Source organism: Streptomyces olivaceoviridis (assembly GCF_014650115.1).
GTDB classification, from domain to species: Bacteria; Actinomycetota; Actinomycetes; order Streptomycetales; family Streptomycetaceae; genus Streptomyces; species Streptomyces olivaceoviridis.
In genome coordinates this window covers 278,177-293,046 of record NZ_BMUI01000007.1, presented here as the reverse complement: position 1 = coordinate 293,046, position 14,870 = coordinate 278,177, and the positions used below count along the sequence as shown (strand labels likewise).

Annotated in this window: 11 protein-coding genes; 8 read left to right on the top strand and 3 right to left on the bottom strand. The window is 74.6% G+C overall.

The window, feature by feature from the left end:
- Nucleotides 1-126: 126 nt before the first annotated feature.
- The 4 genes from IE273_RS16590 (at nt 127) to IE273_RS43520 (ending at nt 7,041) form a co-directional block, all read left to right on the top strand.
- Entirely contained in the window at nt 127-2,754 is a 2,628-nt protein-coding gene (locus IE273_RS16590; protein WP_189815941.1) for a protein kinase domain-containing protein, read from the top strand.
- Entirely contained in the window at nt 2,751-4,376 is a 1,626-nt protein-coding gene (locus IE273_RS16585) for a hypothetical protein (RefSeq protein ID WP_189815940.1), read from the top strand. Before IE273_RS16590 ends, IE273_RS16585 begins: the two co-directional genes overlap by 4 nt.
- Nucleotides 4,377-4,478: 102 nt before the next feature.
- Nucleotides 4,479-6,491: an AAA family ATPase gene (locus tag IE273_RS16580; protein ID WP_189815939.1), complete on the top strand. Its 2,013-nt coding sequence runs from the start codon at nt 4,479-4,481 to the stop codon at nt 6,489-6,491.
- Nucleotides 6,466-7,041 (top strand): FHA domain-containing protein, encoded by a 576-nt coding sequence (locus IE273_RS43520; RefSeq protein WP_229887252.1) that lies wholly within the window; start codon nt 6,466-6,468, stop codon nt 7,039-7,041. The genes IE273_RS16580 and IE273_RS43520 overlap by 26 nt, the downstream gene beginning before the upstream one ends.
- Nucleotides 7,042-7,171: 130 nt before the next feature.
- On the opposite strand, the gene IE273_RS16570 is transcribed toward IE273_RS43520, so the two are convergent.
- The 3 genes from IE273_RS16570 to IE273_RS16560 form a co-directional block, all read right to left on the bottom strand.
- Complete coding sequence (locus tag IE273_RS16570; protein WP_189815938.1) at nt 7,172-7,837, bottom strand: hypothetical protein; 666 nt, start codon at nt 7,835-7,837, stop codon at nt 7,172-7,174.
- 225 nt (nt 7,838-8,062) lie between these two features.
- On the bottom strand, nt 8,063-9,127 hold the full coding sequence (lplAB, locus tag IE273_RS16565; protein ID WP_189815937.1) for a lipoate-protein ligase LplAB: 1,065 nt from the start codon (nt 9,125-9,127) through the stop codon (nt 8,063-8,065).
- 131 nt (nt 9,128-9,258) lie between these two features.
- Entirely contained in the window at nt 9,259-9,678 is a 420-nt protein-coding gene (locus IE273_RS16560) for a MerR family transcriptional regulator (RefSeq protein ID WP_189815936.1), read from the bottom strand.
- A gap of 285 nt (nt 9,679-9,963) precedes the next feature.
- On the opposite strand from IE273_RS16560, the gene IE273_RS16555 reads away from it, so the two are divergent.
- The 4 genes from IE273_RS16555 to IE273_RS16540 all read left to right on the top strand — a co-directional run bounded on the left by IE273_RS16555 (nt 9,964) and on the right by IE273_RS16540 (nt 14,779).
- The gene (locus IE273_RS16555) at nt 9,964-11,784 is read left to right on the top strand and encodes a gamma-glutamyltransferase family protein (RefSeq protein WP_189815935.1); all 1,821 of its coding nucleotides are present in this window, start codon (nt 9,964-9,966) and stop codon (nt 11,782-11,784) included.
- Between the two features lie 113 nt (nt 11,785-11,897).
- Nucleotides 11,898-12,743 carry an inositol monophosphatase family protein gene (locus IE273_RS16550; protein WP_189815934.1) on the top strand — a complete coding sequence of 282 codons (846 nt, stop codon included), beginning with the start codon at nt 11,898-11,900 and terminating at the stop codon, nt 12,741-12,743.
- Nucleotides 12,744-12,829: 86 nt separating this feature from the next.
- The gene (locus tag IE273_RS16545) at nt 12,830-14,248 is read left to right on the top strand and encodes a phytoene desaturase family protein (protein WP_189815933.1); all 1,419 of its coding nucleotides are present in this window, start codon (nt 12,830-12,832) and stop codon (nt 14,246-14,248) included.
- Nucleotides 14,249-14,269: 21 nt separating this feature from the next.
- Nucleotides 14,270-14,779 carry an O-acetyl-ADP-ribose deacetylase gene (locus tag IE273_RS16540; RefSeq protein WP_189815932.1) on the top strand — a complete coding sequence of 170 codons (510 nt, stop codon included), beginning with the start codon at nt 14,270-14,272 and terminating at the stop codon, nt 14,777-14,779.
- Nucleotides 14,780-14,870: the final 91 nt, after the last annotated feature.

The following is a 14,870-nucleotide window of genomic DNA, read 5'->3' as shown; positions in this document are numbered from 1 at the left end:
GGGAAAGTCACCGCCACCGGCTGGGAATCGCGTTATCTTCATCGTCCCGCGGCCCGCGCGCCGGGCCGGTTCGCTCCGCATTGCGGCCCCCCGGTTCACCCCGCGCGTTTCCCGGAAGGCCGGAAGATGACGACCACACCGCCCACCCGTTTCGTCGACCCCGCGGCCGGGGGTTTCACCGATGCCCGGCTCATCGAGACCCGCCCGGTCGCCGCCGATGTGCCGCCCGAACTGGCGGATCGTTTCCTGCTCGTCACCGTGCTCCGCGAGGCGCGCCGGCCCGTCGAGGCCGTCGTCCTGCGCGTACAGGACCTGTCGGGCCGTCACGGAGCCGCGGAGATACCCCTGGTCCTCAAGTGGTACCACCGGCTGCACGCCCCGGACCCGAACGTCGAACGGGAGTTGCGGGACCTCGCCGAGCCCCCGACTCCCCATCTGGAACGCCTCCTTGAGACCGGCGACGCGCACGGACACCCCTGGCACCTGTACTGGTCGCACGGCGAGGAGACCCTGGAGAAGTACCACCTGGACCACCCCGACGGGCTGCCCCCCGAGGCCGTCCGCGCCGTGGTGGGCCAGCTCCACGGTGCCGTCACCACCCTGCACGAGCGGGGCGTCGTCCACCGGGACATCACCCCGGACAACATCATGGTGCAGACCCGCCGCGCCGACACGGTCGACCTCGTCCTCGTCGACTTCGGCGCCGCCGCCCACCGGCCCGACGAAGCGCTGGAACCCCCGGCCGACTGGCGCGGCAAACCCCTCTACCTCGCACCCGAGGCCGGACTGCTCCGGCAGACCGTCTCCGAGGCGGGCGACTGGTGGTCGTTCGGCATGGTCGTCGCCCAACTCGCCCTCGGCAGGCACCCCATCGGGTTCCGCCGGGACGAGGACGTGCTCGCGGAGATCGCCACGCACGATCCCGACGTCAGCGACATCACCGACCGCAGGACCCGGCTGCTCTGCGAGGGCCTGCTCACCCGGGCGCCCGAACAGCGCTGGCAGGCGGCCGAGGTACGGGACTGGCTCGACGGCCGGGACCCCGACGTCGCCCCGCGCACCGACGGGCGGATCTTCCCCGACGACCCCACCCGCCCCGCCGTCGATCCCTTCCCGTTCATGGGGCAGGAGTTCACCGGGACCGACCACCTCGCCGTCCACCTGGACCAGAACCACGTCTCGGCGGCGCGCATGCTGGCCGACGACGGCGACCGGGCCCGACTGGTCGCGTGGCTGGGCCAGTTCGAGACCGTCGGGGGCCGCAGCCCCGAGGAACTGGGCCGGCTCGCCGACCTGCGGCGGGAACTGGCGCAGCCCCCGTCCGTCGCGGGCGTCGTACGGCTCCTCAACTGGCTCGGCCCCGGCCTGGACGTCACCTGGCACGGAGCCGCCCTGGACGCGCAGAGCATGCGCCGGCTGTGCCGGGGCGCCCGGGACGGACACGCCGACGCGGTCGCGCTGCTGCGGCACCTGGCGCAGCACCCGGAGGTGCTGACCGGACTCGCCCAGCGGCCGGGCGGCGACGGCCTCGACGAGACGGACCGCGCCTGGCGGGTCCTGCGCGCCCGCTGGGATCCCACCGTCCGGGAGCTGAGGCGCGACCGCCGGGACCGGGCGGCCCTGCGGCGCACCGTGGCCGTGGACGCCTGGCTGCTGCAACTGGCGCGCGAACCGGAACGCACCAGGAGCCTGCTCACCCGCCAACTCGTACTGCTGCGCGCCGAGTTCCCGGAACGGGTGCCGTGGTTCGACGCGCTGCTCTCCGCCCAGGACGACGACCTGCGCCTGGTCGCCGCCCTCCTGCTCGGCGGCCGAGCGCGGGAGGACGCGCAGGAGCTCCGGCACAGGCGCGTCGTCGAGGAGCACGAGCGGCTGCTCGCCGCCGACCAGGACGGCCTGCTCGCCGTACTGCGCCGGCTGGACCGCCTGCCCACCCTGGGCTGGGCGCTGCTCGGCGCCACCGCCGTCACCGCGCCCTGGAGCTTCGTCATCGGTCTCGCGGACGTGCTGGGGCGTGCCTCCCAGGAGGCGGTCGTCACGGCCTGGCTGGAGGCGCTGCCCGCCGCCGCGTTCGTCTTCGTGGTGGAGCTGTGGACCGCCGTGTACATCGGGCCGCCCTTCTACCACCCCGGCCGCTCGCTCGCGGGCCTGCTGATCCGCAGCGCGGACCGCCCCGCCAGGCTGGCCCGCACCCGGGCCGGGCGCTACGTCGCGGCGGCGCTGCTCGTCCTCGCCGTCGTCCTCGCGTTCTACGCCATCGCCGTCGTGCCCTGGCTGTGGCCGCTCGCCTCGGCCGCCGCCGTCGCCGTCTGGAGCGTCCGCCGCGGCTGGGCCTGGCGCCGCCTGCGTCGCGAGCACCGGGCCCAGCGGACGGCCCGCCGCCGGGGCCTCGACCGGCGCCCCGACCGGCGAGCCGGCGGCCGAGGCGGCTGGACCTGGCGGCAGGTACCGCGCAGGGTGCGCCGGGGTGTGGGGGACGGGTGGCGCCGGGTGCGGCAGGCGGTCGGCCGAGGCGTGGGGGACCGGTGGCGGCGCGTCCGGCAAGGGGTGCGCCGGAGCGCCGGGCGCCGGGGGCCCGGGGCGCGGCAGGCGGTGCGTCCGGGTGCCGGTGGCCGGTGGCGGCGATGGCGCGAACGCCGGGCACGGCGGGTGTCCCGCCGGGGCGGCGGTGGCCGGGGCCGGTGGCGCCGGGCGCGGCAGCCGGCCCGCGGGCGGTCCGGGACGACGACCGAAACGACAGGAGAGCAGGCATGAGTTCGGGTCTGGGCATCCCCACGATCCAGACGGTGGCACCCGCCGTGCACTTCGCACCGCCCCCGCCGCCCCTCGACCCGCAGGCGCTGCCGCACACCGGCATGCTGCATCTGCACGACGCGGCGGGACAGGCCTCCGCCCACCTCGCCGACGCGGCCGGACACGCGGTCCACCAGGCCGCGGACGCCGCGCTCCAGGTGCTCGGCTCGCTCAGCGGCGTCCTGCTCGCCGGGCGGGCCGCCCTGCTCGGCACCCGGGTCCTTGCCGCCGCGGCGGTGCGGGCCGCGGAGGAACAGCGCTGCCTGGAGCGGCAGCAGCGACTGGCGGCCACGGCCGCCGAGCAGTGGGAGGCCGCCGCGTTCGCCGCCGTCCGGGTCAACGCCCGCAGGCGCGCCCTGCTGTCCCGGGTGGCGCGGGCCGCGGCACACGGCGGCCCGCCCGGACCCCCGCCACCGCCCGACGTGCCACCGCCGCTGACGCCCGTCGGGGAGCGACTGGGCGAACTCCGGCGGGAGATGGCCCGTGCCGAGGAGGCCCTGCGCCGCGCGGAGGACCGGCAGGCCGCGTGGGAACAGCAACGGCTCGCCGCCCTGCTGCGGCTGGACGAGGAACGGGACGACGACTGGCAACGCGCCCTGCGCGAGAGCCGTGTGCGCACCCTGGGGCGGTTCTCCGCCGAGCGCACCGCCGACGCCGAGGCACGGCAACTGCCCCGGCAGACCACCACCCGGCGCGGCCCCGGCGCGCTCGGGCCCGAGGAGGTCCGCCGCACCGGGGCGGAGATCCTCGGCGAGCTGGACCCGTACGCCGACACCAAGGCCGGCGAACTCGCCGCGGGCGCCGTCCGGGACGCCGTACGCCGGGCCGCCGACGACCCCCGCCGGGCCCGCATCCACCTCACGGAGGCACGCAAGTTCGTGCGGGACGCCAACAAGCAGGCACAGCGGACGCGGGAGGCCCAGGAGAAGGCCGCCCTGCACTACGACTTCCTCGTGTACGAGACCCCGCGGGGCGCCGAGGACCTGGCCCCCGCCCCGGACGCCGTGGCGCTGCTCCGCCGGACCCTGGAGGAGGGGACCGCGCTGACCCCGGCCGAACAGGAGCTGGTCCGGTGCCGGGTGGAGGAGCGGCTGCACGCCCTGGAGGCGATGTACGTCCGGGAGCAGTGCGCCGGCGCCGTCGCGGAGCTGGCCAGGAGGTTCGGCGGCCGGGCCGGGGCGGGCCGGCCCGAGGGACAGGAGATCCGCCTCGACTGGACGCCGGACGGCTGGGAGCCCGGGCACTGGCTCAGGGCGACCCTGGTCGACGGCCGCCTGCGCGTGGCGACCATGTACCGGGGCACGCCGGGGGAGCGGACGCCCGAGCAGCGCGCCCTGGACGACGCCCGCTGCGCCGAGGCCCAGGAGCGGTTCGCCGAGTTCGAGGAGATCAGCGGCGCGCTGGGCCTGGACCTGGAATTCAAGGTCGAACGCACCGAGGGGGCCCTGCCGGGAGTCCTGGGAGAGGACGCCTGGGTGCTCGACGAACTGATCGAGGAAGCCGGCCCCGCGGCCGGCACGCACCGGGACGTGCCCCGGGACGCCCCCCGGCACCGCACCGTCGACGGTGACGGCCGCCGCTGAGACGTGACGGACGCCGCTCGCCGCCGGGAAGGCCGGGCGCGCGCCGCCGAGACCACCTGAGGCCGGCGCGCGGCCCGCAACAGCGCGCATCGGGGAGGAACGATGGACCTGTCCAAGGAAGACCGGCTCCCGCCCTTCGTGGAGGAGCTGACCGGAACGCTCGGGGTGCACGCGCAGTACGTCCTGCACGGCAACATCCGTGATCTGCACCTGGTGCGCCGCCGCGGCCGGGACCGGTTCCACTCGCTGCACGACGTGCTCTGGAACCCGCTGCGGGAGAAGGGATACGAGGCGCTGGTGCTGTGCGACCAGGTGAGCGGCTTCCGTGTGGCACAGGTCGGTGAGGGCGAGGTCCGCGCGGCCGTGGAGGAACTGCTCCAGGGACCGCACGAGTTCCCCGGTCAGACGGCGGCGCAACGCCAGGCGGTGCTGGAGCAGTTGCGGAACATCACCAGCGGGTGGGCGCGGCAGCGGGAGGAGATGATGCGCGACGGCCGCCGGCTGCGACCACTGCGGGTCGCCCTGGTGATCGACCACGCCTCCCGCCTGCTCACCGACCCCTCCCGAGTCACCCCCGACGAACGGGACTTCTTTCTCGCCTGCCTCAAACTCGCCCATGAGACCGAGCCGTTGCCGCCCCGTGTCGGGACCGGCGTCGTACCGAAGGGGCCGGGCCTGTTCAACCCGGTCGTCTGGCTCGCCGAGGGGGAGCGGGACGTCCCCGCGTGGCTGGTCTCCGGCAGCGAGCGGATCCGCGCGGTCGCCGTACCGGAGCCGGACGCGGACGAACGCACCACGATGGCCCGCCTCCTGCACGAGCGCTACGAGCGGTACCCCGGACACGGCGCACGCGACGACGGTGCCACCACGGGCGGCGTGGACGCCGAGGAGACGGCGCGGGCGGTCGGCGCGTTCGCCCGCGCGGCCTCCGGACTGAGCCTGCGGGCCATGGAGGAGAGCGCGAAGCTCGCCCGCTCCCGGGGCCTGCCGTTCGCCGCCATGCCGGACGCCGTACGGATCTACCGGCTCGGGGTGGAGAAGAACCCCTGGAGTCGCGACGAGATCCGGCAGCGCATCCTGCGCGGCGAGAATCCCCGCGAGGAGGGGTCCATCCCCAGCCGCGTCCTGGGTCAGGAGGCCGCCGTGGCGATGACCCTGGACATCCTCAAGCGTGCCGCGCTCGGACTGTCCGGGGCGCAGGCCACCAGCCCCGGACACCGGCCGCGCGGCGTGCTGTTCTTCGCCGGCCCGACCGGAACCGGCAAGACGGAACTGGCGAAGGCCGTGGCCTCCGTGCTCTTCGACAGCGACCAGGCCTATCTCCGCTTCGACATGAGCGAGTTCTCCGCCGCGCACTCCGCCGACCGGCTCGTCGGCGCGCCCCCGGGCTACGTCGGCTACGAGGCGGGCGGTGAACTGACCTCCGCCGTACGGGAGAACCCCTTCCGCGTCATCCTCTTCGACGAGATCGAGAAGGCCGACAAGGGCATCCTGGACAAGTTCCTCCAAGTGCTGGAGGACGGCAGGCTCACCGACGGACAGGGCGTCACCACCTACTTCAGCGAGTGCGTGCTCATCTTCACCTCCAACCTCGGTGTGCAGCGCACGGACCCGGAGACCGGGGAACGCGAGTGGATCGTGGAACCCGGCACGCCGTACCGGGAGTTGGAGGCCACCGTCCGGGACAACGTCAAGAAACACTTCGAACAGGTCATCGGAAGGCCGGAGTTGATGAACCGGATCGGCGGCAACGTCGTCGTCTTCGACTTCATCTCCGACGAGGTCGCCGTGCAGATCTTCGACCTCCAGGTCCGCAACATCCAGCGCCAGCTGGCCCAGGGCCACCAACTCGTCCTGCGGATCGAGGACACGGCCCGGAGCCGGCTCCTCGACCACTGCACCCGGGACAAGTGGAACGGCGGCCGCGGCATCGGCATGGTCCTGGAGACGCATCTGATCAACCCGCTCGCCCGGGAACTGTTCACCGCCTCCGACCTCGGGCCGGGCACCACGGTCGTGGTGACGGACGTACGGGAGACCGACAGCGGACGGGTGGACACGACAGTCGTGCTCAAGAAGGGAGACGCAGGTGGCGGAGGTGCACGACTGGGATGACGACGACGAGTGGGAGGTCGGCGCCGGCGTCGCCTCCCCGGTCGCCGTACCCCGCCCGTCCCCGCCGTCCGTCGGCGAGCGGTGCCCGGGGTGCCGCAGGGTCGTCCCCGCCGGTACGGCCGTGTGCCCCGCGTGCCTGTGCCCGCTCGGCGCGCCCGGCCGGGAGCCCGGTACGGGTCCGCGGCCGGAGCGGCTGGCGGGCGGCGTGCTCCGGCTCGTCTTCCGCGCCGGCGGCCGGCACCTCGACGTGCCGCGCGGCGGGGAACTCCGGCTGGGGCGCAGCAGCAGCTGGGCGCCCGAGGCGGCGGCGATCCTGGCCGACGAGGAGACGGTCTCGGCCCGGCACGCCACCGTCGTGCACACCGCGGACGGGGCGGCCTGGGTGACCGAGGTCGCGCAGGGCGCCACCAACGGCACGCGTGTCAACGATCGTGTCCTGGTGCCGGACCGGGCCGTCCGCCTGCGCAACGGCGACCGCGTCGAACTCGGCCCCCGGGCCGGCTTCGTGGTCCGCGGCATCGAGACCGAGCCCACGGACCCGCCGACCTGACCACCGGCACACGGGCTCGGCCGCAACACCGGTACCCGGACTCGGACTTGGCTTCAACACAGGGCGCACCGCGTACCCGCCCGGCCCCGGCCACCGGCACCGGCCCGAGCCCTCGGGCCGGTGTGCGGGCTCAGTCCCGGCCGGCGTCCAGCGCGGCCACCGCGGACTTCGCCGCCTTGATGGCGCCCTTGTTGATCTCGTCCGTACCGGGGGCCTTCTTGTTCTCGAAGTCGCTTCCGCTGTACGTGACGACGACGAGGGCGTTGGCGGCACGGGCCAGCACCACGCCCTCACGGGTCTGCTGGCCGTCCTCCGTGGTGAGGTTCACGACGGAGTACGCGCTGTCCCCGAGCCCGGGGACGACCCCGCCGCCGCTCTTCTCGGCGACCCGCTGCTCGTACTCCTTCTTCGCCCCCTGGTCCGACTCGCTGACCTCGAAGGACACGTCGAGCCAGCGGTAGTCGTAGCCCTGGAGCGCGTTCCAGGAGCAGGTGCGGCGCAGCGCGGTGTCCGTGGAAGGGATCTCCTTGCCGGCCGTCTTCGCCCCGGGCACCAGGGACTTGACGGTGCCGGCGGGCACGGCGGAGCAGGGGGTGGGTGCGGTGGTGTACGTCTTCACCGCCGTGCTGGACGACGGGGCGGCGGAGGACCCGGCGGGCGTCTTCTGGGTCGTCGGGTGCCCGGCGGAGGCCGGCGGCGCGGCCGGGCCGGACGACAGCGCCCAGCCGGCACAGGCGAGTACCGCGACCGGCGTCAGGCGCGCGGTGAGAGCGAGCGGCAGAGGAAGGGAACGCACAGCGCACTTCTCGTGGGGGAGGGGGTGCGGAAGGGGTCCGCAGGGTGGACGGGGACGACAGTGTCACACGACTCCCTGTGGGGCGGAAGTGCCAACTCGCTGCGTACCCACCCGATCACGGCCGCGCGTTCACGACGTACTGCTCTGCCCGTTATGCCCCCGGTCGACCGCGAGCAGCACGAGCCGCCGACGGCGGCGGCCGGTCCGGCGCGGGTACGGCTATGGCTACGGCACTCTCGCGGTCCACTCCGGTGACGAGAACTTGGTGCGCGCCAGCTCCTCGGCCCGGCCCAGCTCCTCGTCGGTGACCTTGCCCTGCGCCAGGCCGTAGCGTGCGCGGAAGGAGGCGATCATCCGGTCGATGACGGCCTCGCGCGGCAGCCCCGTCTGCCGCCGCAGCGGGTCGACCCGCTTCTTCGCGCTCCTGGTCCCCTTGTCGGAGAGCTTCTCCCGCCCGATCCGCAGCACCTCGACCATCTTGTCCGCGTCGATGTCGTACGACATGGTCACGTGGTGCAGCACGGCACCCGGTCCGCCGCCGGGGCCGACGATCCGCTTCTGCGCCGCGCCTGCGATCTTGCCCTGGTCGGTCGCGATGTCGTTCAACGGCTGGTACCAGGCACGGATGCCCATGTCGCCGAGGGCGCCCAGCACCCAGTCGTCCAGATAGGCGTAGCTGTCCTGGAAGGACAGGCCCTGCACGAGGGACTCGGGCACCGACAGCGAGTAGGTGATCGTGTTGCCGGGCTCCACGAACATCGCGCCGCCGCCGGAGATCCGCCGCACCACCTCGATGCCGTGCCGGGCGGCGCCCTGCGGGTCCACCTCGTTGCGCAGCGACTGGAAGCTGCCGATGATCACCGCCGGGGCGCCCCACTCCCACACCCGCAGCGTCGGCGCCCGCCGGCCCGCGGCCACCTCGGCGGTCAGCACCTCGTCCAGCGCCATGTGCAGGGCCGGCGGCTGCGGGGCCTCGTGGATCAGCTGCCAGTCGTAGTCCGTCCAGTCCGTGGCGTGCGCGAGCGCCCGGCGCACCGCGATGCCGACGCCCTCCGACGTCAGCCCGTACATCACCGTCCCCGCCGGCAGCGCCGCCTCGATCCGCGCGGCCAGCCCCGCCGCGTCCGTGTCCGCCGGGGCGCCCTCCAGCGCGCGGTTCACCGCCTCCAGAGCCTCGTCCGGCTCCAGGAAGAAGTCACCCGCCACGCGCACGTGCCGCAGCACGCCGTCCTCGACGTCCACGTCCACGACGACGAGCTTGCCGCCGGGCACCTTGTACTCACCGTGCACTGCCTGGGCCTCCGTTCCTCCCGCACGGGATCAACGCGGGGGCCGGCCGTGGTGTTCCCCCGAGCCGCACCGGACATGGGAGCGGGGCGCGGCCCGCTCCTTGCGTGTACGGCGGGCGCCGCGGGACCTCCTCAGCCGGCCTGGGTCTTGGGGAGTGGCACCCACAGCTGGCCGGCGTCACCGGCGGCGACCAGTTCGGCGTACCGCCGGATCGTCCTGATGGGCATCCCGGTCGCCCGGAGCTTGGTGCACAGGGTGATCCAGGTCAGGTCCCGCTGGTGGTAGCGGCGCCGGCCGCCGGGCGTTCGGTCGACCTCGGTGATGACCAGACCGACACGCTCGCAGTAGCGCAGCGTGTGGACGCTGACCCCGGTGCGGCGCGCGGCCTCGGCGATGGTCAGACCTGGGTCGGGCTCGGCCTGCGGGCGAAAGGCGGACCGAGGCACGGCTCCCCAGCCGGCGGACCGCCGTGTCTCGGTGGTGGCGTCGATACCGGCACGTATCCGTCCACCGGTAAGAAGCGGTCGGCCGGGCGGGACGTTGCTGCTCATTCTGCGGATGACGAGCCCGTGTCAGGCGCTCGCGGAACGGAACGGAACGGACCGGGCCGCGCCGGGGGCCGCCTTCGCCCTTCCGGGCGGTGGGAGGAGCAGAACAACTCCGGGTGTTTCCAGGACTGTTCGAGGCACGTCCAGGTCGGATCCCTCCACGCGTCGGCACAGTGACCGCACCGCACCCCCGCGCCCGCCGGCCCCGTGCCCGGAACCCCGGAATCTCCCCGAGGACTGTGTGATGGTGGACGGGCCGACCGACACACCCGAACACCGAGGTGAGAGATGACGTTCACGACCCGGCCCACCCTCCAGGGCACCTTCGGCATGGTGTCCTCCACCCACTGGCTCGCCTCCCAGTCGGCGATGGCGGTGCTGGAGGACGGGGGCAACGCGTTCGACGCGGCCGTGGCCGGGGCGTTCGTGCTCCACGTCGTGGAGCCGCACCTCAACGGGCCGGCCGGCGAGGTCCCGGTCCTGCTCGCCCCGGCGGGCGGCGCGGTGCGCGTGCTGTGCGGACAGGCCGTGGCCCCGGCGGGCGCGACGGTGGCCCACTACCGCGGGCTCGGGCTGGATCTCGTACCGGGCACCGGACCGCTCGCCGCCGCCGTGCCCGGTGCCTTCGACGCCTGGCTGCTGCTCCTGCGCGACCACGGCACCAAGTCCCTGGACGACGTCCTGAAGTACGCCATCGGCTACGCCGAGCACGGGCACGCGCCCGTGGAGAACGTCGGCCTGACCGTCGAGAGCGTACGGCGGCTGTTCGAGACCGAGTGGACCTCCTCGGCGGAGCTGTACCTGCCGGGCGGCCGGGCACCCCGCCCCGGCACGCTGCTGCGCAACCCCGCCCTGGCCGCCACCTGGAAGCGGCTGCTGGCCGAGACCGCCCGCGCGGGCGGCCGGGAGGCCAGGATCGACGCAGCGCGCGAGGTGTGGCGCTCCGGCTTCATCGCCGAGGCCCTGGTACGACAGTCCCGCCGGCCCACCCTGGACACCAGCGGCGAGCGGCACACCGGCACCCTCACCGAGGCCGACCTCGCCGGCTGGTCGGCGACGTACGAGACCCCGGTGACGTACGACTGGAACGGCTGGACGGTGTGCAAGGCCGGCCCCTGGAGCCAGGGCCCGGTGCTGCTCCAGCAGCTCGCCCTGCTCCCGCCCGAGCTGCCCGCCTATGGCTCCGCCGACTACGTCCACCTGCTGATCGAGGGCTGCAAGCTCGCCATGGCCGACCGCGAGGCCTGGTACGGGGACGCCGCCGAGGTGCCCCTCGCGGACCTGCTGTCGGACGAGTACAACGCGGCCCGGCGGGCCCTCGTCGGCGAGAAGGCGGTCCACGAGCTGCGCCCCGGCGGCCCCGGCGGCCGTACCCCGCGGCTGCCCGCGCGGGCACACGCGCGCGTGCCGGCCGGCGCGGAGCACGGCTTCGACCCGATGGGCGCCGGCGAACCGACCGTCGCCGGGCTGCCCGGCGAGCCCGAGGTCGCGGCCGACGGCACGACCCGCGGCGACACCTGCCACCTGGACGTCGTCGACCGCTGGGGCAACATGATCGCGGCCACGCCCAGCGGCGGCTGGCTCCAGTCCAACCCCGTCGTCCCCGAACTGGGCTTCCCGCTCGGCACCCGCCTGCAGATGACCTGGCTGGAGGAGGGCCTGCCGGGCTCCCTCACCCCCGGCCGTCGCCCCCGCACCACCCTCACCCCGTCCCTCGCGCTGCGCGACGGCGTGCCGGTCATGGCGTTCGGCACGCCCGGCGGTGACCAGCAGGACCAGTGGCAGCTGCACTTCTTCCTGGCCGCCGCCCTGCGCGCCCCCGTCCGCGGCGGCCTCGACCTCCAGGGCGCCGTCGACGCCCCCAACTGGCACAACGACAACCACCCCAGCTCCTTCCACCCGCGCGGCCGGCAGGCCGGCGGCGTGACCGTGGAGTCCCGCATGGACGCCGGGGTGATCGAGGAACTGCGGCGGCGCGGCCACGACGTCACCGTGGGTCCCGCCTGGTCCGAGGGGCGGCTGTGCGCGGTCGCCCGGGACCCGGAGACCGGCGTCCTGTCGGCGGCGGCCAATCCGCGCGGCATGCAGGGGTACGCCGTCGGCCGCTGACGGCCGTGCCCGGCCCGGCGGGCGGTGCCGATCCCCGTTCTTCACCCCGATTCCACCCTGAGTGCACCGAATGGGGACGGGGATTGTCAGTGGGACGTGCTCTCATGGGAGGCATGATCGAAGAGACGGAAACCATCGACGAGTTTCTCGCCCGCTGCTCGGCCGACGTGGAGGAAGCGGTCCGCAAGGCCGCCGCGGCCGAGATCCTGCCCCGCTTCCGCCGCCTCGCCGCGCACGAGGTCGACCAGAAGAGCGGCCCGCACGACCTGGTGACGGACGCCGACCGCCTCGCCGAGCTGCGGCTCACCGAGGACCTCGGCGCCCTGCTGCCCGGCTCGGTGGTCGTCGGCGAGGAGGCGGTGCACGCCGACCCGGCGGTGTACCGGGCGCTCCAGGACGACGTACCGGTGTGGATCGTCGACCCGGTCGACGGCACCCGCCAGTTCGTGCACGGCGACGACGGCTTCTGCACCCTGGTCGCGCTCGTCCAGCGGGGCGTCGTGATCGCCTCCTGGACCTACGCGGCGGCGCGCGACCAGTTCGCCACCGCCGTCCGCGGCCAGGGCGCCTTCCTCGACGGCGAGCGGATGTTCGCGGGCCCGCCCACGCCCGGCCGGGACCTCGTCGTCGCCACCTCCCACCCGGACTACACCACCGACGAGCAGAAGCGCGCCCTGCGCCCCCTGTGGACCGACGGCCTCGCCCCGCGCGTGTGCGGCTCGGCGGGCCTGGAGTACCTCGCCGTGGCCCGGGGCGAGTTGGACGCCGTCGCGTTCTCCTGGGAGGCCGCCTGGGACCACGCGGCCGGTCTGCTCCTGGTCGAGGAGGCGGGCGGCACGCACCTCACGCTGACCGGCGAGCCGTTCCGCGTCACCGGCGGCAACGCCCTGCCGTTCACCGCCGCCCGGGACGCCGCCACCGCCCGCCGGGTCGCGGACCTGCTGCGCACCGCGTCCTGACCCCCGGGCCACCCGGGCCGGGGCGGTGTCAGACCCCCGGCATATCCTGATCCCGAATGGCCATCGGCTGACGAAGGGGTCCGAAGGTGCCGTCGATGCTCGATGCGGTTGTGGTGGGTGCGGGGCCGAACGGACTGACCGCAGCCGTGGAGCTGGCCCGCCGCGGCTTCTCCGTGGCCCTGTTCGAGGCGAAGTCCACCGTCGGCGGCGGCGCCCGCACCGAGGAGCTGACCCTGCCCGGCTTCCGGCACGACCCGTGTTCGGCCGCGCACCCCCTCGGCATCAACTCCCCGGCGTTCCGCGCCCTGCCGCTCGACCGGTACGGCCTCGAATGGCTGCACGCCCCGCTGCCCATGGCCCACCCGTTCCCGGACGGCACCGCGGCCGTGCTCTCCCGCTCGGTCGCCGAGACCGCCGCCTCCTTCGGCCCGCGCGACGCGGGGGCGTACCGCAGGCTGGTCGAGCCGCTCCTCGCCCACTGGGACACCCTGGTCCGGGACTTCATGTCCCTGCCGCTGACCGCGCTGCCCCGCGACCCCGTCACCCTGGCCCGCTTCGGCCTGGCCGGTCTCCCGCCGTCCACCTGGCTGATGCGCCGCTTCAAGGACGAGCGGGTCAAGACCCTCTTCGCGGGTCTGGTCGCCCATGTCATGGCGCCGCTGAACGGCCTGGCCACGGGCGCCATCGGACTGGTCTTCGCCCTGTCCGCCCACGCCCGCGGCTGGCCGGTGCCCCGCGGCGGCTCCCAGGCCATCTCCGACGCCCTCGCCGCCTACCTGACCGACCTCGGCGGCGCCGTGCACACGGACTACGAGGTCAAGCGCCTCGACGACCTGCCGCCCGCGCGCGCGTACGTCTTCGACACCTCGCCCGCCGCGCTCGCCCGGATCGCCGGCTTCGGCGACCACTACGCGCGCTACCGCTACGGCCCCGGCGTCTTCAAGATCGACTACGCGCTGGACGGCCCCGTGCCCTGGACCGCGCCCGAGGCCCGCACCGCCGGCACCGTCCAGATCGGCGCGAGCCAGGCCGAGATCGGCACCGCCCTGCGCGCCGCCTCCCGCGAGGGCCGCGCCCCCGACAGACCGTTCATGATCACCGTGCAGCCCAGCCTGGTCGACCCGTCCCGCGCCCCCGAGGGCAAGCACGTCTTCTGGGCCTACGGCCATGTGCCGAACGGCTGGTCAGGCGACCTCACCGACGCCATGGAACGCCAGCTGGAGCGCTTCGCCCCCGGCTTCCGCGACCGCGTGCTCGCCCGCGCCACCGCCGGACCCGCAGAGATGGCCGCCCGCAACGCCAACTACGTCGGCGGCGACATCGCCTGCGGCGCGGCCTCCGGACTCCAACTGCTGCTGCGCCCCAAGCCGACCCTGTTCCCGTACCACACCCCCCACCCGGCCGTCTTCATCTGCTCCTCGGCCACCCCGCCCGGACCCGGTGTCCACGGCATGTCCGGACACAACGCGGCCAAGGCCGTCTGGCGGAGACTGAGACAGACCTGACGGACATCGACCGAGGCAGACATGACCGCCATCACCCTCGTCCAGGGCGACATCACCCGGCAGCACGCCGACGCCATCGTCAACGCGGCGAACTCCTCCCTGCTCGGCGGCGGAGGCGTGGACGGCGCGATCCACCGCCGGGGCGGCCCCGCCATCCTGGAGGAGTGCCGCGCCCTGCGCGCCTCCCGGTACGGAAAGGGCCTGCCCACGGGCCGGGCGGTCGCCACCACGGCGGGCGAACTGGACGCCCGCTGGGTGATCCACACCGTGGGACCCGTCTGGTCCGCCACCGAGGACCGCTCCGACCTGCTCGCCTCCTGCTACCGCGAGGCACTGCGCGTCGCCGACGAACTCGGCGCCCGGACCGTCGCCTTCCCGGCCGTCTCCACCGGCGTCTACCGCTGGCCGATGCAGGACGCGGCCCGTATCGCGGTGGAGACCGTACGGAACACGCCGACGGCGGTGGAGGAGGCGCGGTTCGTGCTCTTCGACGAACGGGCGTACGAGGCGTTCGCCCGGCAGGCCGGCTGACGGACGCCGCCGCCGACCGACCCGAACCGCTCGGCGAACTCACCCGAACGGCGTATCCCTCGGTGCGCCCGGCGGCTGCCTGGCCAACGCT

What these genes read in the sequence shown, in the direction of transcription:
- IE273_RS16590 (WP_189815941.1), top strand. Translation starts at nt 127, where the DNA reads ATGACGACCACACCGCCCACCCGTTTCGTCGACCCCGCGGCCGGGGGT.
- IE273_RS16585 (WP_189815940.1), top strand. Translation starts at nt 2,751, where the DNA reads ATGAGTTCGGGTCTGGGCATCCCCACGATCCAGACGGTGGCACCCGCC.
- IE273_RS16580 (WP_189815939.1), top strand. Translation starts at nt 4,479, where the DNA reads ATGGACCTGTCCAAGGAAGACCGGCTCCCGCCCTTCGTGGAGGAGCTG.
- IE273_RS16560 (WP_189815936.1), bottom strand. Translation starts at nt 9,678, where the DNA reads ATGAGCAGCAACGTCCCGCCCGGCCGACCGCTTCTTACCGGTGGACGG.
- IE273_RS16555 (WP_189815935.1), top strand. Translation starts at nt 9,964, where the DNA reads ATGACGTTCACGACCCGGCCCACCCTCCAGGGCACCTTCGGCATGGTG.
- IE273_RS16550 (WP_189815934.1), top strand. Translation starts at nt 11,898, where the DNA reads ATGATCGAAGAGACGGAAACCATCGACGAGTTTCTCGCCCGCTGCTCG.
- IE273_RS16540 (WP_189815932.1), top strand. Translation starts at nt 14,270, where the DNA reads ATGACCGCCATCACCCTCGTCCAGGGCGACATCACCCGGCAGCACGCC.